The following is a 19168-nucleotide window of genomic DNA, read 5'->3' on the forward strand; positions in this document are numbered from 1 at the left end:
TTTATTTTCTTTTGTCTTCATAGTATGAGTGCATTAGTCCTACTGCTTTGTCGATTTCCTTTTGCGGGGTTTTCTGCGACTTTTTGGCAAATCCGTTTAAGAGGATTACCAATTTTCCTTTGTCAAAAAAGCAGAATACTCTCCAAATATTCGAGCCGAGTTTAATTCGGGCTTCGTACAGTCCTTTAGTGCCCGCTATGGCTTTCAGGTAATTGGAGGGAACCCTTTCATAGGTTTCAATTATTTCGATGACCTTGAATATTTTGTCCTGCACCTTGTTTGGCTGCTGTAAAAGGAACTCCTCGAAATAGTTTTTGTACTGGATTACCTCCCGGACCTTTTCCATAAAACAAATGTAACTTAAAAGTTACATATTATAAAATTTTCTTCGGATTTGGTGGTTGCAAGGGTATAGATTAAAAAGGCCTCGAAAATAATTTCGTCACCTCATTTTCTTCTTCGTTTAGCGCGGACGAAGCCAGTGCTGCCCAATGAGAGTTATGGGGTAAACCGACTTGCTTTTTAAGTCAATTCTTTGTTGGCTCCGTTGTTTTTATTCGTTTTCCAAATAAGCAATTAAATTCATTAAGGTCTTTTCATTAGCAGGAATAAAATAGTCCATTAATGACAGATATTTCGGGTTGTTTTTATATCCAATTCCAAATGATTTAATATTGGTATTTCCGTTTTCTAATTCGTCAAAATATATCACATTGTAAAAACCCTTTGCATCATCTTTCATAAATTCAGGAAAATTATCCGTTATTTCCGCTTGTAGCGTCAACAGTCTTTTTGGCACGTAATTGATAATGTGTGTAACAATGGTCGTGCTATCGCCAATTTTTCCTTGTGCGTTGTAATTTGTTTTGATATATCCGCCAACTTTTAGATCAACTTCTGCATGGGGTACAGCCCAATTTTCCCATCCTCTTTTAGTTGTGTATGCATTCCACACCGAATCGATTGGTGCCTTTACAGTCAATTCTTGTATAAGCACCAATTCAGGTGTTTTTGTTGAATCAATTTTCGATATCACTCTTTTCTCTTGTCCAAACGTGAGTGTGGTCAGAGATAACAAGCAAAGGATGAACAACATTTTTTTCATATCAGTCAATTTAGTTAGTAGGTGTTTTCGAAATTGAGGGCAACGGTTTGACTATGCGCAGTATTCCGAAGGGTATTGCGTATAGGTTTTATTGGCATTAGTTATTTATTTTTTCCTGTACTTCTTTAAACGTCATTCCTTTTTCATTTACCCATTCAGTAAAGCCATTTGAATTCCTTCCTAGAACCATGTTTGATGCCGCACTTGGACTATTAAAGACAGCATCTTCTGCGAAAATGAGTTTGTCTCCGCTTTCTACCATAATTTTTGTCTCGACAAGTTTCCTCCTCATGTTTATATAAGTCTCAGTGCAAGAATTCGAAAGACTCTTTTTTGCTTCACTTCCTTTAGCTACTATGTAGCCTTGGTCAGTTTCGGTCATTGTGGCTTTAAATGTCCTCGTTTTTATGAAGTACGTTTCATGTACTTTACTTTCTTCATTAGTTTCGACTGGTTTTTGATCAGCAGTTGAGGAGATAAGGAATTTAAATCCCATTACAGGCAAAATCAGTTTAATCTGCTCAAGGAAATACTCCATATCAGAGATATCTGCTTCATGAAGTGTTGGCAGGCTGGGAGAGTTCCCATTGTCAATTTGAGCAGTTTTCGCAGCTAGGGCAAGTTGAACTAATCTTGATTCTAAGTATCTAATTTGGGTTTTTGTCAGTAGTTCGTCTTTGCTAACGAAGAATATGAGTTCCTTAAAATCCTTATTCGGGTCACTTAAATGCTGCTTTAGACGGGACTTTATGTTTTCGGCTTCTCCGATGTAAATCTTTTCATCAAAAGCATCGTCAGTAGGGTCGCCTTTTAAGCAATAAATGCCTGGGTTATCAAATTCTGTTCGATTCATGATTTTGTTAACCGCTGCTCTTGGTGCATATATGGCTTTACCTACCCAATTACCGATTTCGCTTAACCTCGGTCCATAAGCAGTTCCGTCAATCATGTATACTGTCAGTTTTTTTCCCATTCAGTTTTTTGTTTCTAATTAATGTCAACTTGTTTATATGGATGTAAAATACATCCATACACCCCCAAATTAAGCATAAAATCGATGATTGGCAGTTGGATTTACGTTTAAAAATCAATCCCTAAACTCAAAAAGCTGTGCTATTTCAACATCAAGTGCCTTGGCAAGTAATTTCAAATTGGAAATCGTAGTGTTCACTTCGCCGTTTTCAATACGCCATACTTGGTTTTTAGACAATCCGGCAATGGCCTCCAATTTGGTCTGCGATAAATTCCGTTCTTCACGTAAAGCCTTGAGATGCATCCCAAAATCTCGTATAAATAATTTCTCTTCAAGGCTTAATTTATTTCGCATGTTGCCAAGTTGCACTATATATAGAGATAAATCTTCCCTATATATAGTGGTAATTCTTAAAATTTGGCTATCTTTAAGTCCCTGCTTAACCTATTTCAATGCGAAAACAACCAAATCCCAACCCCTTACAAGCCATCATGGATTTCCTCCACCACAGCACCCACACCCAATTGCAGATTACCTTTGCCCGTTTGGACATCTGCAATTCGCAAAACGGAAGAGTGCTGCAACGCCTGCCAAGCCGGCAGGGCCGTATCGGTTTTCAAAAATTGTCTCCGCATCTGCTCCAATTGGATATTATGGACAGTCTGGTGTTCCGGTTTTCCATTCAGTGCCCCATTCCCCAACCCGTTAACCTCAACAAAATGGAACCGCTATCCCTGCCCCGCCCCTTGGACCAGGGCAGCTTGCACGTAAATGAAGAAAAATTGGTACTATCCTTTAGGATAGATGCCCCCGACCCTTCGCACCGGATACAGGTAACGCATACCTACCAAGGCATATACCGCCTAGAGGAATACTGCACCCCGCTTTGCGGGCAAAGCTGCTAGCCTGCCCCTTCCAACGTCCGATCAACTTACGGTCTGGGCGCTTTTTTTACTGTTCTTGAATTCGCTCGGGCTCAGTCCAAACTTTTCCTTAAAGATCTTGGAAAAATAGCTCCTGCTGGTAAACCCAATGGAATAGACCACCTCGGAGATGTTCATTTCGGTGGTGGCAATGTAGTCGCGGGCCAGCTCCAACCGCGCATGGCGGATGTACTCCGTCACCGTTTTGTTGTACAGCAACTTAAAGCCTTCTTGCAGTTTGGCTTGCGTAAGTCCCGTTTCCGCGGAGATATCCTCCAACGAAAAATCTTGGGAAATGTTCTTTTCTATCTTTTTTACGTAGTTGCGGATGGTCTTCAGTTCCCTTTTTAGCAGACTGGTCTGCGGTCGTTTGTTGAGCATTTCCTTGTTGTGCTGTATCATGTGCATGGACAAGATCTGGTACACATAGCCCTCGATCATCATAATACGGATCATGCCCTTGGCTTTAATGTTCCTCATTTTGGTGACCACCTCCGCCATTTTTAGGTTGTACGATCCGTAGTAGGCAAACACCTTTTCGTGGTCGGTGTCCAAAAACACCTTGTACAACTGCTGGTTGAGCTCCTCGCCCTGGTTGAGGCGTTTGCGCAAAAAGGGCTTTCGGCGCACTTGTATCACGGTCTGGGAAATTTTGATATCCTTTGGGAAATATCTGTCGGTGATGCCGCCATCCCTATTGGTCAAGATCACGGACTGGAACTGTTCCATTATTTTGATCTCATCATCGGGCTGGTAGCCAAACTTATGTCCGCAATAACCCTCCAAACAATAATAGAAACTGATGGGATTGAAGTTGGACGTATCCACCTCAATGATAACTTCCTCGGCAAAAGTGATGTCGAGTTCCAACAGGCTCACTCCCCAATCAAAGGTGATAAAACGGATGCTTCCTTCCGCCTTTTCGTTGGAAACGTTCAAAACATATTGCCCCCAGCGTTCCTTGATTTCGCCGCCGATTACATCTTTTATTTGCTCCACCGATTCTGCGGTATCCTGAGCATCCACTTTGATTTTGATCATTAAAAATCTCCCTACTATTTTGTTTATCTATTGGTCTTAAAATATAAATATAGCGTTTGTTAACGGTTGGGCAACCATGCCCGCTTGCCTTTATCATAGTTTTAATAAAAATATCAAAAGCAACACAATTAATTCTTTTTGAGTTAACCATTCGCTGATTTTTAGGTTTACTTACCCCTATATTCAAGGAGACTATGATTTACAAACTTTCAAATGACGCAGGGAAAGATGAGATAGAGCAGGAGTTTGGAATTCCCTTCCGATATCCCAAATTGTACAGGCCAAACCCCATAATCAACGGATTTCACGAAATCAACCTCAGTGTGGTGACCATGGAGGAGCCCAAACGCATCTCTTTAGCCATTTGGGGGCTCATGCCACAGGATTTTAAAGAAGATTGGCATATTTTCCAGGACAATACCAATACTCTTAATGTTAAGATCGAGGAACTGGAAGATATTGACTGGATGCGGGAATCCTTCAAGGAGCGCCGTTGTTTGATCATTGTTACCGGTTTTTTTACCCACCTATTGGAAAACGGAAATACCTGTAGCTTTTACATCCATCAGGCCAACAACAAACCTTTTTACCTTGCCGGTACCTATAATAGGCTCAACGATGGATTTTTGTGCACTGCGCTACTGGTGGACAAGACGGATACCTTTCTCACCAAATACCACAATATCAGTAACCTTTGCCCCGTCATAATCCCCAAACCCATGGCGATGGATTGGCTGAACAAGGACGCCTCCCTTTCGAGCTTGGAGGAAATGGTAAAACAGCCCAAACAATTGGAGCTCAAGGCCAAACGGCTGTCCAATGCGTATTTTTTGCAGAACATGACCACCGACACCCAGAAGTTCCCTTTGATTCTGGAATCCCAAGATTGAATGGTGGATTTTCATCGCCAGCACCCCCATCTTCCCAGCTTTTATTCAAGGAATTTGCTATTGAGTTAACATAAACACGGAAAACGACAAGCCACGGGCAAAAAGTAAGTGATATTTGTAATGTACTGATTAAGAGCTAATAAGACTTTAATTTAAACACTACTATTATGTTACGTTGGACAGTAACCTTTATTATTTTGGCCATCATCGCCGGTATTTTCGGATTTGGTGGAATTGCCGCTGGAGCTGCAAGCATAGCCAAAATATTATTTTTCATTTTTATTGTACTGTTTATCATTTCACTGATAACCGGAAGAAAAAAACTATAGAAATACCTATAAAATCATTAACCTTAAAAACAGAGAACCCATGAGAAAGACAATAAGTGTATTTGCCCTGATGCTAGCGACCGTGCTCACCTTGAGTATGACCAGCTGTAGGGAAACCAAAGAAGATAAGGCCGAAGAGGCCGTAGAAGATGTGAAAGAAGGCGTTGAGGATGCTGCCGAAGAGGTAGAGGATGCAGCGGAAGATGTTGGAGATGACATAGAAGATGCCGCCGAAAAGGTGGAAGACTCCATCGCAGAGGCAACCGACGATTCTCCATAAATTTCACATGAAAAAGATAAAAACTCTGGCAAAATTTGCCGGAGTTTTTTATTTACGCCCATTTTTAACGTACGGAAGATGTAACATTACCACAAATCGTTGCTACCTTAGAAGACCTAAACACTACCTTTTTTTTTGAAGACCGCCCTCATCATACTATACCTTGCAACGTCCATTTGGGCCATAGGCGCCATCATCTACCACGGACGAAGGCCTTCGCGTTCCATAAGTTGGGCACTGGCCATTATCACATTGCCCTTTCTTGGGGCCGTGCTCTACTACCTTTTTGGCATGAACCGCAGAAAGTTCCGCTTTTTTAATCCCAAGGAATTTGAAAAACGCAAAAAATACGGATTGCCAGAATCCCCGCTAAAAGAGGACCTTAAGACCCATTTTGATGGTGACATTGGAAAACAACGCCTAAGCCACCTTATCCATTCCAGTTGCAATACCACGGCCACATCGGGGAACAAGGTGGTTGTGCTTCAGGACGGCGGGGAGACCTTCAACATGCTGTTCCAGGCCATGGAGAAAGCCAAACGGTTCATCCACATCCAATATTATATTTTGGAACGGGGCCAGCTCTTGGACAAAATGTTGGAACTATTGAAACGGAAAATCGAGCGAGGGGTAGAGGTACGCATTATTTACGACTCCTTGGGAAGTTATCAATTGCGGGGACGGCCCAGAAAAAAATTTCAGGATATCGGGGTCAAAATTTATCCCATCATGCCCATCCGCCTAAAAAACCTGCTCTTTTCCCTCAATTTTAGAAACCATAGAAAAATTGTCATAATCGACAACCAAGTGGCCTTTACGGGCGGGGTGAATGTTTCGGACAAATACATTAAGCGGGAGAATGGACTGGGTAAATGGAAAGACACCCATTTAAAATTGGAAGGCCCCATAGTGAACGACCTACATATGGTCTTCCTCAAGGATTACTTTTTTGCCAGCAACAAGGAAAATTTACATATCTCCGATTATCTGTTTGAACAGGAAAAAATGGACGGGGTGGATGCCCAAGTGGTGGCCGGTGGACCAGATTCTCGGCATCCCACCATTATGCACCAGTACATCGGCATGATGAACCAGGCCAAGAAAACCATTTGCATTGCCAACCCCTACTTTGTCCCAGGTGAGGCTTTTTTGGAAAGTTTAAAGATTGTGGCAATGGAAGGCGTAAAAATCAGTTTACTGGTGCCCAAAAAGTCGGATTCCCAAGCTGCCAAATTCGCCATGTTCTCCCATTTTGAGGAACTGCTGCAAGTGGGCATCGATATTTATTTGCGAAGCGACTTCTCGCATAGCAAGATTATGATCGTGGACGACGACCTCGTTTCCATAGGCTCCGGAAACTTTGATATTCGAAGTTTTGAGCTCAACTATGAAACCAATATACTGCTCTACAATAAGCGCATTGCCGACGAAATGACCCAAGAATTCCAAAAATTATGCGATAAAGCTGAATTGCTCACCTTGGAACGATTTAAAAACAGGGGGATTTGGTTGCGATTCCTCGAAGGACTCTTCAAATTTTTCAAACCACTCATTTAAGAGAATCCGAATGTGTATTTGAAGCAAACATTAAATGGTTTACGGCAAGCCATAATAGGGTCTGCACCTATTTTTGTTTCAAAATAAACAATGATGAAAAAATTAATCTTACTTGTATTTTTAGCTGGAGCAACGACCCTTAGCGCCCAGAGTATTTCCAAGAATGCCTTGGGAGTCAGGTTGGGTGATAACGACGGATTTGGAGGTGAAATCTCCTATCAACGTTACCTTAAAGAAAACAACAGGTTAGAATTTGACCTTGGATGGAGGGACTCCAATAATGTGGAAGCCTTTAAACTGGTAGGACTCTACCAATGGGTAATGCCCATAGACGGAGGTTTTAACTGGTACGTTGGTGCCGGTGGAGGTATCGGTTCCTTTGATGCCGGTGAAAACGACGGAACTTTCGCCCTTGTGGCCGGTGACCTTGGTATCGAATACAATTTTGAAATCCCGCTGCTCATTTCATTGGACATGAGACCGGAACTTGGTTTTAACGACAATTATTCGGACGATCTTGACCTTGATATTGCGTTAGGGCTCCGATACCAGTTTTAGATAAAAAAAAGAACCTATTCAGAAAAGCTGTCTAAAAAGCGGTATTATTTGAACATAGTCAGATTGAGCGCAGTCGAAAACCAATGACTTTCAATGGTTGTTAAGTTCTCGACTGCGCTCGAATTGACAGATTACCCGCTTTTTAGACGGTCTTTTTTTTAAGCCCGATCCATTTTGAAAAGAAAGCCCATCACCCTTTTTCTTATAATCGTAGCCCTATTATTCGTAATCATTATTTTGAAAGAACCCAAAAGCAACATTCCGGACCGTATCAAAAATGAAGTGGACATTGCACTTGGTCACTTTCCTGAGCTTGATGGCATCCCCATATCCTTCAAGTTTAAAGAGAACATCAAAAAATCGGTGATGCTCGCACAGCCCACCTGGAGCGGACTTGTTAAACCCAGAAACAAGCGAAGCTACGTGATTTTGATCAGTGAACGGTTTAAGATTTCTGGTGAAGAGTTTAAAACGGTGGATGTCCCAAAGGAGGTTTTGATCGGTTGGTTGGGGCATGAACTTGGCCATGTGATGGACTATCAACAACGCGGCAATCTCAACCTCATTGGTTTTGGCATTCGGTATGTGCTGCTGAAAGAGTTTGTGAAGCAAGCGGAACGTGCCGCAGATTCCTTTGCGGTAGCCCGGGGAATGTCCGAATATATACTAAAAACGAAACGCTTTATCCTGAACAATTCGGCCATCGACGACACTTACAAGGCTCGAATCAAACAATACTATCTATCCCCTGATGAAATTATGGAAATGGTAAAACAACAGGATTCCATGAAAAATGATGGAATCTTATAAGCGGTCCTCCACAAAATCCTCCCATTCCTTAAAACGTTCCTCGCCCATTACACGTTCCATTTTTACTTGACCGCCCTTCTTTTTGTTGGCGCCGTTCCAATCGGCAAACATTTGTTGTGGAACAAAGGTGACCTTAACACCTTCCAAAGCCTTGCTTCGGGCTACCTTATAGTTTTTGTTGGCTTCTTTTAAGTAATCGTCCAAAACGGCCGCGGTCTTCTCTTCGTCCAGATTTTTATCGGACCCTAAATACCAGGAATGATAAAAGCCGTCGTCAAAACGTTTGGCACAAAGCGTATATTCCGGGACTTTGATATTGAGTTCCCCTTCCAAGTGTTTTACAGCATCGTTCAACTTGTTCACCGAAAGTTGGGAGCCTACGGTATTCAGAAAGAATTTAGTACGACCCGTAATCTTGATTTCGGCCCTTTCCACATCCGTAAAGGCAATGGTATCTCCAATAATATAACGCCAAGCTCCAGATACCGTTGAAATGATCAACACATAGTCTTTATCCTTTTCAACTTCCTCAAGTGTTATGGATGGAGCATCATCCGTTAACGAACCATCCTGATTCACATATTCCGGTGCAAATGGGACAAATTCAAAATAGATCCCATTATCCGTAATCAATTTCATGGCTGTAGTCTCCGGCCTGGTCTGGCAGGCAAAAAAACCTTCAGAAGCCAAATAAGTATCAATAATCTGAATAGGATGACCTAGAAGGGCATTGAAACTTTTTTCGTAGGGCTCAAAAGCGACACCTCCCGAGGTAAAGGCCCGCAAATTGGGCCAAATCTCATGAATATGCTCCGCATTGTGGTAATCGATGACCTTTTTGAGCATCAATTCCATCCAAGAGGGGATTCCACTAAGTGCCCCGATATCCCAATTTTTGGCATTCTTGGCTATGGAAAGCACCCGCTCGTCCCAATCATCGATTTGGGCAATCTCATCTCCGGGCTTGTAGTACTTTTTAAACCAAAAAGGGATGTTACTGGCGCTTATTCCGCTGATTTCCCCTTCTTTTTTACCATTCCGTTCCTGCAAATTGGTGGAGCTGCCCAACATCATGATTTCTTTCTCAAAAAAATCGGCTGGCATATCAAAATTGCTCATGGCAAAAACCTGTTGCCGACCTGCACGGGTAATCGAGTCCAACATATCTTTGGTGACCGGAATTCTTTTGGAAGTCTTACCCGTTGTGCCAGAGGATAATGCAAAAAAGTCGGGACTTCCGGGCCAAGTCACATTGGGCTCTCCCTCAATGGTCTTGCTCCACCATTCCTCAGTGATTTTAGTGTAGTCGTGGTAAGGAATTTTCTCGGAAAAGGTCTTTTGGACGTCATCGGAATTTAAAATGGTTGCAAAATCATACCGCTTTCCAAATTGGGTGTCTTTTGCTTTCTCCAATAAATCCTTGAGTACTTTTTGCTGTTCATCAACTGGGTTGGATTCCCTGCTGAGGGCATCCTTGGCCTCAATAACGCCTTTGATGATGTTTCCTATGATTGCCATATGGGTAATTTCTTTTGGTAAAATTACCGATATACCAACGTCGGCCTGTACTCAATCCATTTTTTGATTGACTTGAACGATCCTAAAAATGGGCTGTTTCCAAAATGGAAGGAATGGACTTGGGAAATTTGGGCTCTTTGGACTGAACCAAATTGACCGCTATTTTGGAATAAAGGGGCTCAGGGGTTTCTGGGTGAACGGAAATTTGTCCATTGGAAGCATCAATCTGTATACCGACCAAGGAAATATAATTCATCAGGTGCTCTGCCTCTTTAATGAGTATCTTTACCACCTGAAGCCGAACCGCATATTCCAAGTCGATCTTACTTTCGTGGTTTAGGCCAATACTGTCCCCTGTATGTTTCCAAATGATTTCCAAAGTGGCTTTTTATGCAAAAATAGCCTAAATAACATCAATTTTACAATTACGAAACGTTAAATTAACATATGAGCATATTGCAGCAACCAAAACTTGGACTTTCACCTTCCGTGGTCGTCCTATTTTAAAGGGCAACAGCTTACCATCAGAGCCCTTTTTAGAATTTTTCAACAGTTCCCCATCCATCTTCTTAATGTTTTCATAAATATGAAAATCAAATGGTTGCATAGGCAAAAAGTATAAAACTAACTCTTATATTTAGCCGATTGCGAATAATTTTAAAAACAAAAAATGACCCAGGATTTATTACAACAGGCGGAAGAATTTGAGAAAAGGCCCATGAGCCACATGTCCACCAGCGATAGGGTTAAGGCCTCAAGGGAAGCGAAAAGCTTGATTCTTTCCATTAACGAGATCTACAAAAAGACAAAGGATTCCAAATTAATGGAAATCATGAAGAATATTACGGTCAAGAAGCGTAAAATCGAAAAACGACTTAAAGGTTCGCCCTTGGTTTAAAAATACATTAATAATACTGTGGAAGGATGCTTATCCATTCTGCGATAGACGTCCTTCCCCAGATTCCCGTTTTTCTCTTTCAATTTTTTCTAAAATATTGTTTTTCAGCCAACAAAACCTTGTTGCTGGGTCAATAGTTCTATATCCAAAATCCTGGCTTTTCCATTTACATAACTTTTCCCACCAGTTATGTTCCAATTACGGCAACCGATAAAATTGTGCATTGCAGTTGGTGTTGTTTTGAATACTTTAGAGGTGTAGTTTTAACTCAACTAAAAAAACAAACACACTGAAAAATGAACACTATAGAAGCAAAGTTGGGATACCTTTTTTGGTACGCCGTAATTGCACTATCCGTCTACTCCCTTTTAAGAAGTATCTACTTTTACATTAGTTAGCTATACTAAACACTAACACATCCCTTTAATTCATCTGTAGTTAGTTAGTAATGTGTCTCGGGGCTCCTGTTCAGGTGCCCTTTTTTATTTCCATTCCATTTTGGGGAGCATTACCTCTTTCTTGTCATGGGAGCCTTCCATAGTTTCCATGACCTCATTCAAAAACGATATCGCCTCAATGATGTGAGGGCCTTTGTTCAGCATAACACATTCTGCTTGAACGGAAGAGGCAATGTCGGTAATCTCGGATCTGGAGGGTATTCCCTTTTTGGCCAAGCCCTCCAATACCTGTGTGGCCCAAACCACAGGGATATGCGCTGCGCTACAAAACGACAGAATGCCCTCCTGTACGGCGACCATATTTTTCCAACCCACTTCAAGGGCGAGATCGCCGCGGGCTATCATAATACCCAGATGTTTTCGCCGCATTGCGGTAAGTAAGATGTTGATGAGATTTTTATAGGCCAAATGGGTCTCAATTTTTAGGATTACACCCAAATTCTCATCAGCACCCAAATTTTTGAGTTCCATTAGTAGGTCGTTCACATCCTTTTCATCGTTCACGTAGGAATAGTTGACCATATCCGCATGTTGCACCACAAACTTTAAATCTTCCCGGTCCTTTTCCGTTAGGCCAGAAATACCCAAATCCAAAGTAGGCAGATTGATTCCCTTCTCTCCTTTAAGTTTTGCGCCTCCTGGCTTGGTACGTGTAATTTTTACTGCAAAGAAATCCGTGAGTTTTTCGATAATTTCACCTTCAATTTTCCCATCATCGAACAAAATAGGAGCTCCTTTTTCCACCCGATCCACAATCAAAGAGGGAATGCATCCGATTCTTGCCGGTAGCAGCAGTTTTCCATTTCCGTCGAACTTGGGTTGGGCAGCATCAGTTTCATTTGCAGTAAGAATGAGTTCATCCCCCACATGCAAACGGATATATGCGCCCTTAGAGCTGATGCCGGGATTGGACTCTTCGCGAACAGCTATCGGCCCAGTCCTTATTTTAGGCCCGGCCAAATCCATGGCTATCTTTACATTGCTGGAACATTCTTTTGCGGCCCTTCGTACATGATCAACAATCGCCTTCCACACTTCGGGTCCATCATGGGCACAATTTATCCGGGCACAATCCATCCCACTTTGGACCATTTGGAGCACCAAATTGTAGTCACTCGCCGATTCGGTGGGTTGGGTCACCATAATTCTAACCCTTCGTCGCCCATTGCCAACACCAAATAGGTTTTCGGTATGCTTTTGAAGCAACAATGCGCCATCCCCGATGTTCAAAAATTGATTTTTAGCAAGGTCAGGACTCTTGCCCAATAAACTGTTGAGAATGATCTTTAAGTTAAGAAGACTACCCAATATGTTTCCCTCGGCATTGGCAAGACGTGTCAAACCCAATTGTTTCAGTCCCTTTTGCATTTTTCGGGCATCAAAACTGCGAAAGGCGGTGTAATGCATCAGGTTTATGGCGCTATCTTTATAAAAAGAGGACACCTCCTTGGCCAACACACGGCCATCCACCACTTGCTGTCGGATTCTGTCAATGACCGCATCAATCTGCCGTGCGATTTTTTCAAGCTGTTCCCGAGTTATGCCCATGTTTGTTTGATTGGACACAAAGATCATCGAGAAACTTCTCAAAAAAGCTGATATCTGTCAGCCAGGCCAACTTTTACCAAACAGATTCCATCCTCTTGATGGACTCAACAAGGATTGGATGTTGGCTGTCTTCATTCACAATAATCAATGTATGATACGGTTCCGTTGGGAACACTTGTTCCGTAAAGACCAACAATCCTTGGTCCACGAATAGCTCCATGGAGGATCGATCCATTAAAATTCTAAAATCCCGCTGTTCTTCTTTTGGTGGAAATAGAGGTGCCTTATGGATACGTGCACCAAAATTTTCCTGAAAATCAACCTGCCCTGATAATCTTCTGTCCACTCCCAATGTGTCATTAGCTACCTGAACCTCTAGCACTTCATTCTTATCATTTTTGAACAAGAGTTTCATCTGTTTTGAAGCTGTTTTCAATCGTATTTCAGATTGATGCAGCCCTTGAACGTACAACGTATCCGAAGTGGCCACAGGGACTTCCGTTGAAGGCAACAACGTATCGGAGGTCAATTCTCCTACGGAGGCTATGGGATAATTTGCCAAGGCATACTCACCTTCAACCTGATGCAAAACAAGCTTTCTCGGAACGGTCATGGCGCTTCTCCATTTCTCGGTAGGGGTGTTCCGTGCATAGTCCCAATTGCTCATCCATCCGATAAAAATTCGGTCCTGATTCGGCACATTATTGTAGGTGACCCCGGCATAATTATCAGTACCATAATCCAGCCATTTGGGTTCTTGTTGATTGGAAGTAAAGGTTGTACCATCAAATTCTCCTACAAAATATTGGGTTCCGCTACCACCATTTGGAGCTCCGGGATTGATACTGATGAGCAGCACCCATTTCTCCTCTCCAGTCTCCTCGACAGGCAATGGAAATAAATCGGGACATTCCCAAACACCTCCATGGGCACCCTGTGTTTTGCCAAAATCGCTCATGTAGCTCCAATCTTTTAGGTTTTTGGAGGAATAAAACTGGGCATGGTCGCCCGCCACCATAGTCAAGACCCAAGAAGAACTAGGTTCGTGCCAAAACACCTTGGGGTCCCTAAAATCTTTGAGGCCTTTATTCGGAATCACAGGATTGCCCTCATACTTGGTCCAGGTGACCCCATTGTCCAAACTGTAGGCGATACCCTGTGTTTGGTAGTCTGCCCTACCTTCTTTTTCACCCTCCATGGAATGGTAGGTGAATATGGCCACCAAAGGTGTTTCCCCATTTTTACCGAAACCCGTCGTGTTATTTTTGTCCACCACAGCGCTGCCCGAAAAAATAAGTCCATGCTCGTCGGGATATAGCGCAATCGGTTTATGTTCCCAATGCACCAAATCCTTGCTCATCGCATGCCCCCAATGCATGGGTCCCCACACGATATCATCTGGGTAATATTGATAAAATAGATGGTACCAGCCGTCGTTGTATACCAACCCATTGGGATCGTTCATCCATTTTTCCGATGGCGTAAAGTGAAACTGTGGCCTATATTTTTCTTGGTAAAGCGCCTCTTTGTCCATAGGATTAGATGCCTCCTTTTGCTCCTGCTTGCATGCAGCCATGGTAAGTACCAAAAAGCAACTTATGACTTGTCTGTACATTTTCTCTAATAAATTAACCCGCTCAAGTTAAACAAATTTTAGCGCTCATTGTATGGGTTTTGTCCCCATTGTGGCGGAGCACTTGGACGGAAAACCAACTGTAACCAAAAAAATATTTCCCATTTTCCGAAAGGAACGAACCCAAAAATCTACCTATCTTTAAACAGTGTTTTGCAAACCCCTCCAAATCCAGTAAAGTTGAGCAAAAACCTTCTTTTGATTCTTACCCGAAACCCTGAACTCGGCAAGTGCAAGACCCGATTGGCGGCCAAGGTGGGCGATAAAACAGCTTTGGATATCTACAAGTTTTTGCTGGACAAAACAGTCTCCTTTACCAAAAATTTGGGAGTGGAGAAATGGGTGTACTATTCTGAACAAATTTGGGCAGATGACATCTGGGACAGTTCCATCTACCAAAAAAAACTCCAAGTTGGAAAGGACTTGGGCGAACGCATGATGCATGCCTTTGAAGATGGATTCCGAGCTGGCTTTGGGAACATCATCATTATTGGGAGTGATATGTACCACCTGGATCAAAAGGATCTGGAAGAAGCCTTTTCCAAGCTTGACCAACATGATTTCGTTGTAGGCCCTGCTGAAGATGGCGGCTATTACCTATTGGGTATGAAATCCTTGCAAAGGGAGCTGTTCCAAAACAAGACGTGGGGCACAAATACCGTATTGTCCGACACGCTTTCCGATATCAAAGACGCCGACGTACATCTATTGGAAGAAAAAAATGATGTCGATTATTACGAAGACATTAAAGATATTGAGGCCTTTGCGCCATTTTTAAAACATATACAAGAATGACACAGAAACAAATTGACGAATCCGTTGACTACTTGAAAAAACGTGGTTTCGAAACCCCAGAAATTGGGATTGTGCTCGGCACCGGACTTGGGCAGCTCATTGAGAGCATAGAGCATCCCATCGAGGCCCATTACAACCATATCCCGTATTTTCCGTTGGCTACCGTGGAATTTCATACGGGAAAACTCATCTATGGCACTATCGAGGGCAAAAAAGCAGTGGTGATGCAAGGTCGCTTTCATTTGTACGAAGGATATGATTTCTTGGACATTACCTATCCCATTCGGGTAATGCACAGTCTTGGTATCCAACAATTGTTTGTGTCCAATGCTGCAGGAGCCATCAACCTCAACTTTAAAAAAGGGGATATCATGCTCATCGAAGATCATATCAACCTACAGGGAGGGTCGCCATTGGCCTTTAAAAACGTATCCGAATTCGGGAACCGTTTTGTGGACATGAGCGAACCTTACGATTTGGATATGCGCCGAAAAGTGGAGGCCATAGCCAAGCGCGAAAACATCTCGTTGCAGAAAGGAGTATATGCTTCCGTAGTGGGGCCACAACTGGAAACCAAGGCCGAATATCGCATGCTTAAAACCTTAGGCGCCGATGCCGTTGGAATGAGCACCGTTCCCGAGGTAATTGTAGCGAATCATTTACGACTACCCATTGTAGCGGTCTCCGTTTTGACCGATGAATGTGATCCCGATAATTTACAACCTGTTGAAGTACAGGAAATTTTAAAGGTCGCTGGACAAACGGAACCCAAAATGATCAAACTATTCAAAGAACTAATCAAAGAACTATGAGCTATTTAGATGCCACCCAGGATTTATATAAGGAAGCAGCTTTGACCCCTGATGTTGGACTTTGCTGCACCACCAACCCCATTTGGCAATTTCCGGGGCTTTCCATTCCCAAAATCATGCAGGAGATGAACTACGGCTGCGGAAGTACCGTTTCTGCACAGGATTTGGTCAACAACCCCAAAGTTTTGTACGTAGGTGTAGGCGGCGGTATGGAACTGCTTCAATTCGCTTACTTCTCTCGACAACAAGGAGGGGTTACCGGGGTAGATTCTGTCGAAGAAATGCTAGAAGCTTCCCGAAAAAATTTCAAAATAGCCGAAGAGGAAAACGATTGGTTCAGAAGTGAATATATCAATTTAGTGAAAGGAGATGCTCTGCATTTGCCCGTTGAAGATAAGAGTATGGACGTGGCCGCACAGAACTGCTTGTTCAATATCTTTAAAATCGAAGATTTGAAAAAAGCCGTTTCCGAAATGTACCGTGTCCTGAAACCACACGGCAGATTGGTCATGAGCGACCCCATTTGCGAGCAGCCCATGAGCGATGAACTCCGTAATGATGACCGATTGAGGGCACAATGCCTAAGCGGAAGCATCCCTTTAAAGGATTACATAAAAGTGTTGACCGATGCAGGCTTTGGCACCATCGAAATCCGTGGTAAGCGGTCGTACAGGGTTTTATCGCCCAACCACTACCCCACTGATGAACTCATCCACATCGAATCCATAGAAATAGCAGCGATCAAAGACCCAATGCCTGAGGACGGACCATGTGTTTTTACCGGAAAAACAGCGATTTATTTTGGCAACGAAGCCTATTTTGACGACCAAAAGGGACACGTATTGCAACAAAACCAACCTTTGGCAGTTTGTGATAAAACGGCTGCCGCCTTGGCCAATACATCGGATGAAATTTTTATCAGTGAGAGCACCTACCACTATAATGGAGGGGGTTGTTGCTAATAAAATTTGATTATGCCTACCCTCAATTCTCAAATTCAAGGTCCGCGTAGTCGTTCATGATACCATTACTGATCATGTTGGCGAACTTTGTTTTGTCGGTCTTGAGTGAAATTCTGCTCTGTGATGTCTTCGATGAACTTTCCAATGACAATAAACTTATGGCCGGGAGTAAGTTCTTGGCCAGATAAAGACTGTTTTTATCTTCAAAAACTAACCTGGCCTCGTCCACATTGGTATTGGATATGCTATGCTGCTTGAAAACATTTTGGATATTTTGGGCAAACCGTTGTCCTTGCTCACTTTTATTATAATGGTAAACGGCCACCTCCAAATTACGGTCTTGTGAAAGATTTTCCGCACGCATAAAAAGTACACGCTGGTATTTGCCCATATGTTGCAGATACCGCTTGTTGATCACCTTTACATAATCACCCATAGTGCCAGTGGAAGCCTCCATTTCTGTATGTTCCCCCATCACATATACCTGGGCGCCATGTTCCATTAATTCAGCAGCCAACCGTTTAGCGATGTCCTTTGTAAAGTTGACATCGGTCCCTACCGTATTTTCAGCGATCAAATAATACACCGCATCTTTGAGTTTATCACTTTTCAGTGACATTTGGGAAAGTTCCTTATCGAAAATAGGGGCTTCGGCATCAACGTCAGTTTCCACCAAAACACCTTTCTTCTTAAAAGAATCATCGGCATAAGGCACCTTGTATTGTTCACCCAGTTTGAGGGCGCTCCCTTCTTTTATCTTGTCGGAATTGAGGTCCAAAAATTCACCATAGTGTTTGACGGGATCTAAGCCTTGTTTGCGTAGCAAGGAAAAAATTCCATCACCTTGTTCCGCCACTACCTGATAAAAATTGTTCTCTTGTGCAAAAATGAGTGTGCTAGCCCCTACCCAAAACAGAAGGGATAATCTTGATTTCATTATAGAATGTTTTTGGGTGGGATGTGTTACAAATATGGCGAAAATTATGAGACAACAGGTTGGAATTGCGCTAAAAATTTTGGGCAGTCAAATTTCCGATCTCAACGACGGGATGTATTCCCTTGAGCGTATTGTTGTCGAATCACCAATTCTGCAGGTTTGTTCTGGGGTGTAAACCGATTGTCGTCGGCTCCGCCCACTTGTTCATGCTGCATAAACCATTTCCATACAAAGCCCCCAGCGAACCAATCTTGTTCCCAAAATTCATCAAAAAGCACTTGAGTGGCCCTAGCCTGGGCCTCAAGGTTCACCCGTTCCTGGTTGCGGTCCACCAACCATGGCTTTTTGCCTGTAAAATCCATGCTCCGATACCCAAACTCTGTAAACAAAATAGGCTTATCCACATGTTTGGACAGTTGCTTCATCTTGTCTTTCCAAGGCTTCCAACCTTTGGTCAGTGTTTCAACAGTAGGATTTTGTTTCTCGCACAATGGAAAATAGGCATTTACCCCAATATAATCCAATTCGGACCAAAAGGGAGTTTTGGCATATTCGTCCCAGTTAGCAGCGTAGGTGAGTTTACCGTGATATACCTGTTTTACCTTTTGGATAAGATTTCCCCAAAACTCGGGTCGCTCATCAACAAAAGTTTTCAACTCGGTTCCAATGCAATAAATATCGCTCTGGGTCTCCTCCGCCAATTCGGCATAAAGCAAAATAAATTTTTCGTAGGATGCTTCGAGCTTCTCCCAATCCTCTTCGGTTGGCATTTTCATGTTCCCAGTAAATTTACCGTCCCAAATCCAAATTTGGGGCTTTAGCATCACACTCACCCCATTTTGATGCATCCCTTCAATGTATTGCCTGACCCCTTCCCTGCGCTCACCATACCATTGTCGGTCCGAATCAAAAATCAGTTGGGGCGAATCCAGGTCCTGAATAAACCCAAAAGGCATAATGGCCGCGTAATTGGCATGGACGTCCAAAACAGGGGCGATATGCCGGTCCGAAACCTCCTCTCGTGAAGCCACAAAACTTACACCGTTCACCTTGTCAAACTTGCTGCTGGCGCAAGAGGCAAAAACAAGGACCCATAAAAAAATAGTTTCTTCATAACGACCAAAAACCCTCTAAAATAATC

22 protein-coding genes are annotated in these 19168 nt (G+C 42.8%); 11 read left to right on the top strand and 11 right to left on the bottom strand.

Translation table 11 applies throughout. The annotated features are described in order from the left end of the window. Position 1: 1 nt before the first annotated feature. The 4 genes from EO130_RS00640 to EO130_RS00655 form a co-directional block, all read right to left on the bottom strand. Complete coding sequence (locus EO130_RS00640) at positions 2 to 346, bottom strand: type II toxin-antitoxin system RelE/ParE family toxin (protein WP_127139606.1); 345 nt, start codon at positions 344 to 346, stop codon at positions 2 to 4. Between the two features lie 207 nt (positions 347 to 553). Next, a complete protein-coding gene (locus EO130_RS00645; RefSeq protein ID WP_127139607.1) occupies positions 554 to 1105 on the bottom strand; it encodes an SRPBCC family protein in 552 nt (183 codons plus the stop codon). 97 nt (positions 1106 to 1202) lie between these two features. Beyond that, positions 1203 to 2078, bottom strand: coding sequence for a GIY-YIG nuclease family protein (locus tag EO130_RS00650; RefSeq protein WP_127139608.1), 876 nt, complete (start codon positions 2076 to 2078; stop codon positions 1203 to 1205). A gap of 114 nt (positions 2079 to 2192) precedes the next feature. Beyond that, positions 2193 to 2432, bottom strand: coding sequence for a helix-turn-helix domain-containing protein (locus EO130_RS00655; RefSeq protein ID WP_127139609.1), 240 nt, complete (start codon positions 2430 to 2432; stop codon positions 2193 to 2195). A gap of 98 nt (positions 2433 to 2530) precedes the next feature. On the opposite strand from EO130_RS00655, the gene EO130_RS00660 reads away from it, so the two are divergent. Beyond that, positions 2531 to 2983 carry a hypothetical protein gene (locus EO130_RS00660; protein WP_127139610.1) on the top strand — a complete coding sequence of 151 codons (453 nt, stop codon included), beginning with the start codon at positions 2531 to 2533 and terminating at the stop codon, positions 2981 to 2983. Positions 2984 to 3004: 21 nt separating this feature from the next. Here EO130_RS00660 and EO130_RS00665 read toward each other — a convergent pair whose 3' ends face one another. Then, positions 3005 to 4042: a helix-turn-helix domain-containing protein gene (locus EO130_RS00665; RefSeq protein ID WP_127139611.1), complete on the bottom strand. Its 1038-nt coding sequence runs from the start codon at positions 4040 to 4042 to the stop codon at positions 3005 to 3007. A gap of 194 nt (positions 4043 to 4236) precedes the next feature. On the opposite strand from EO130_RS00665, the gene EO130_RS00670 reads away from it, so the two are divergent. The 6 genes from EO130_RS00670 (at position 4237) to EO130_RS00695 (ending at position 8466) form a co-directional block, all read left to right on the top strand. After that, entirely contained in the window at positions 4237 to 4932 is a 696-nt protein-coding gene (locus EO130_RS00670; RefSeq protein WP_127139612.1) for an SOS response-associated peptidase, read from the top strand. Between the two features lie 167 nt (positions 4933 to 5099). Further along, the gene (locus EO130_RS00675) at positions 5100 to 5261 is read left to right on the top strand and encodes a DUF1328 family protein (RefSeq protein ID WP_014032233.1); all 162 of its coding nucleotides are present in this window, start codon (positions 5100 to 5102) and stop codon (positions 5259 to 5261) included. A gap of 40 nt (positions 5262 to 5301) precedes the next feature. Beyond that, positions 5302 to 5541, top strand: a complete 240-nt coding sequence (locus EO130_RS00680) for a hypothetical protein (protein WP_127139613.1) — start codon at positions 5302 to 5304, stop codon at positions 5539 to 5541. A gap of 135 nt (positions 5542 to 5676) precedes the next feature. Further along, positions 5677 to 7098 (top strand): cardiolipin synthase, encoded by a 1422-nt coding sequence (cls, locus tag EO130_RS00685; protein WP_127139614.1) that lies wholly within the window; start codon positions 5677 to 5679, stop codon positions 7096 to 7098. 93 nt (positions 7099 to 7191) lie between these two features. Next, positions 7192 to 7656, top strand: a complete 465-nt coding sequence (locus tag EO130_RS00690) for a hypothetical protein (protein ID WP_127139615.1) — start codon at positions 7192 to 7194, stop codon at positions 7654 to 7656. 174 nt (positions 7657 to 7830) lie between these two features. Further along, complete coding sequence (locus tag EO130_RS00695; RefSeq protein WP_127139616.1) at positions 7831 to 8466, top strand: hypothetical protein; 636 nt, start codon at positions 7831 to 7833, stop codon at positions 8464 to 8466. Here EO130_RS00695 and EO130_RS00700 read toward each other — a convergent pair. Both EO130_RS00700 and EO130_RS00705 read right to left on the bottom strand, forming a co-directional pair. Beyond that, positions 8461 to 9984 (bottom strand): GH3 family acyl-acid amido synthetase, encoded by a 1524-nt coding sequence (locus EO130_RS00700; RefSeq protein ID WP_127139617.1) that lies wholly within the window; start codon positions 9982 to 9984, stop codon positions 8461 to 8463. The two genes, EO130_RS00695 and EO130_RS00700, sit on opposite strands and share 6 nt — an antisense overlap. An 82-nt stretch (positions 9985 to 10066) precedes the next feature. Further along, positions 10067 to 10363, bottom strand: a complete 297-nt coding sequence (locus tag EO130_RS00705) for a hypothetical protein (protein WP_127139618.1) — start codon at positions 10361 to 10363, stop codon at positions 10067 to 10069. A gap of 291 nt (positions 10364 to 10654) precedes the next feature. Between EO130_RS00705 and EO130_RS00710 the strand changes: the two genes are divergently transcribed. Then, positions 10655 to 10882 carry a hypothetical protein gene (locus EO130_RS00710; RefSeq protein WP_127139619.1) on the top strand — a complete coding sequence of 76 codons (228 nt, stop codon included), beginning with the start codon at positions 10655 to 10657 and terminating at the stop codon, positions 10880 to 10882. Positions 10883 to 11364: 482 nt separating this feature from the next. Here EO130_RS00710 and EO130_RS00715 read toward each other — a convergent pair whose 3' ends face one another. Beyond that, positions 11365 to 12888 carry a pyruvate kinase gene (locus EO130_RS00715; protein WP_164732851.1) on the bottom strand — a complete coding sequence of 508 codons (1524 nt, stop codon included), beginning with the start codon at positions 12886 to 12888 and terminating at the stop codon, positions 11365 to 11367. Between the two features lie 73 nt (positions 12889 to 12961). Then, positions 12962 to 14503: a glycoside hydrolase family 32 protein gene (locus EO130_RS00720; RefSeq protein WP_127139621.1), complete on the bottom strand. Its 1542-nt coding sequence runs from the start codon at positions 14501 to 14503 to the stop codon at positions 12962 to 12964. Positions 14504 to 14701: 198 nt separating this feature from the next. Here EO130_RS00720 and EO130_RS00725 point away from each other — a divergent pair, with 198 nt between their 5' ends. The 3 genes from EO130_RS00725 to arsM are packed head-to-tail and all read left to right on the top strand — an operon-like array spanning position 14702 to position 17090. Next, the gene (locus EO130_RS00725) at positions 14702 to 15316 is read left to right on the top strand and encodes a TIGR04282 family arsenosugar biosynthesis glycosyltransferase (protein ID WP_127139622.1); all 615 of its coding nucleotides are present in this window, start codon (positions 14702 to 14704) and stop codon (positions 15314 to 15316) included. Further along, the gene (locus tag EO130_RS00730; RefSeq protein ID WP_127139623.1) at positions 15313 to 16128 is read left to right on the top strand and encodes a purine-nucleoside phosphorylase; all 816 of its coding nucleotides are present in this window, start codon (positions 15313 to 15315) and stop codon (positions 16126 to 16128) included. The genes EO130_RS00725 and EO130_RS00730 overlap by 4 nt, the downstream gene beginning before the upstream one ends. Beyond that, on the top strand, positions 16125 to 17090 hold the full coding sequence (arsM, locus tag EO130_RS00735) for an arsenosugar biosynthesis arsenite methyltransferase ArsM (protein WP_127139624.1): 966 nt from the start codon (positions 16125 to 16127) through the stop codon (positions 17088 to 17090). Before EO130_RS00730 ends, arsM begins: the two co-directional genes overlap by 4 nt. Before the next feature lie 22 nt (positions 17091 to 17112). Here arsM and EO130_RS00740 read toward each other — a convergent pair whose 3' ends face one another. Next, positions 17113 to 18027: an N-acetylmuramoyl-L-alanine amidase gene (locus EO130_RS00740; RefSeq protein WP_127139625.1), complete on the bottom strand. Its 915-nt coding sequence runs from the start codon at positions 18025 to 18027 to the stop codon at positions 17113 to 17115. Between the two features lie 101 nt (positions 18028 to 18128). Then, positions 18129 to 19076, bottom strand: a complete 948-nt coding sequence (locus EO130_RS00745) for a glycoside hydrolase family 113 (RefSeq protein ID WP_313781241.1) — start codon at positions 19074 to 19076, stop codon at positions 18129 to 18131. Positions 19077 to 19168: the final 92 nt, after the last annotated feature.

Source organism: Flagellimonas marinaquae, from assembly GCF_003992675.1.
Classification (GTDB): domain Bacteria; phylum Bacteroidota; class Bacteroidia; order Flavobacteriales; family Flavobacteriaceae; genus Flagellimonas; species Flagellimonas marinaquae.

Coding starts and splice junctions, on each gene's coding strand:
- EO130_RS00675 (WP_014032233.1), top strand. CDS start 5,100: ATGTTACGTTGGACAGTAACCTTTATTATTTTGGCCATCATCGCCGGT.
- arsM (WP_127139624.1), top strand. CDS start 16,125: ATGAGCTATTTAGATGCCACCCAGGATTTATATAAGGAAGCAGCTTTG.
- EO130_RS00665 (WP_127139611.1), bottom strand. CDS start 4,042: ATGATCAAAATCAAAGTGGATGCTCAGGATACCGCAGAATCGGTGGAG.
- EO130_RS00680 (WP_127139613.1), top strand. CDS start 5,302: ATGAGAAAGACAATAAGTGTATTTGCCCTGATGCTAGCGACCGTGCTC.
- EO130_RS00710 (WP_127139619.1), top strand. CDS start 10,655: ATGACCCAGGATTTATTACAACAGGCGGAAGAATTTGAGAAAAGGCCC.
- EO130_RS00655 (WP_127139609.1), bottom strand. CDS start 2,432: ATGCGAAATAAATTAAGCCTTGAAGAGAAATTATTTATACGAGATTTT.
- EO130_RS00715 (WP_164732851.1), bottom strand. CDS start 12,888: ATGGGCATAACTCGGGAACAGCTTGAAAAAATCGCACGGCAGATTGAT.
- EO130_RS00660 (WP_127139610.1), top strand. CDS start 2,531: ATGCGAAAACAACCAAATCCCAACCCCTTACAAGCCATCATGGATTTC.
- EO130_RS00670 (WP_127139612.1), top strand. CDS start 4,237: ATGATTTACAAACTTTCAAATGACGCAGGGAAAGATGAGATAGAGCAG.
- EO130_RS00645 (WP_127139607.1), bottom strand. CDS start 1,105: ATGAAAAAAATGTTGTTCATCCTTTGCTTGTTATCTCTGACCACACTC.
- EO130_RS00690 (WP_127139615.1), top strand. CDS start 7,192: ATGAAAAAATTAATCTTACTTGTATTTTTAGCTGGAGCAACGACCCTT.
- EO130_RS00650 (WP_127139608.1), bottom strand. CDS start 2,078: ATGGGAAAAAAACTGACAGTATACATGATTGACGGAACTGCTTATGGA.
- EO130_RS00730 (WP_127139623.1), top strand. CDS start 15,313: ATGACACAGAAACAAATTGACGAATCCGTTGACTACTTGAAAAAACGT.
- EO130_RS00640 (WP_127139606.1), bottom strand. CDS start 346: ATGGAAAAGGTCCGGGAGGTAATCCAGTACAAAAACTATTTCGAGGAG.
- EO130_RS00720 (WP_127139621.1), bottom strand. CDS start 14,503: ATGTACAGACAAGTCATAAGTTGCTTTTTGGTACTTACCATGGCTGCA.
- EO130_RS00700 (WP_127139617.1), bottom strand. CDS start 9,984: ATGGCAATCATAGGAAACATCATCAAAGGCGTTATTGAGGCCAAGGAT.
- EO130_RS00740 (WP_127139625.1), bottom strand. CDS start 18,027: ATGAAATCAAGATTATCCCTTCTGTTTTGGGTAGGGGCTAGCACACTC.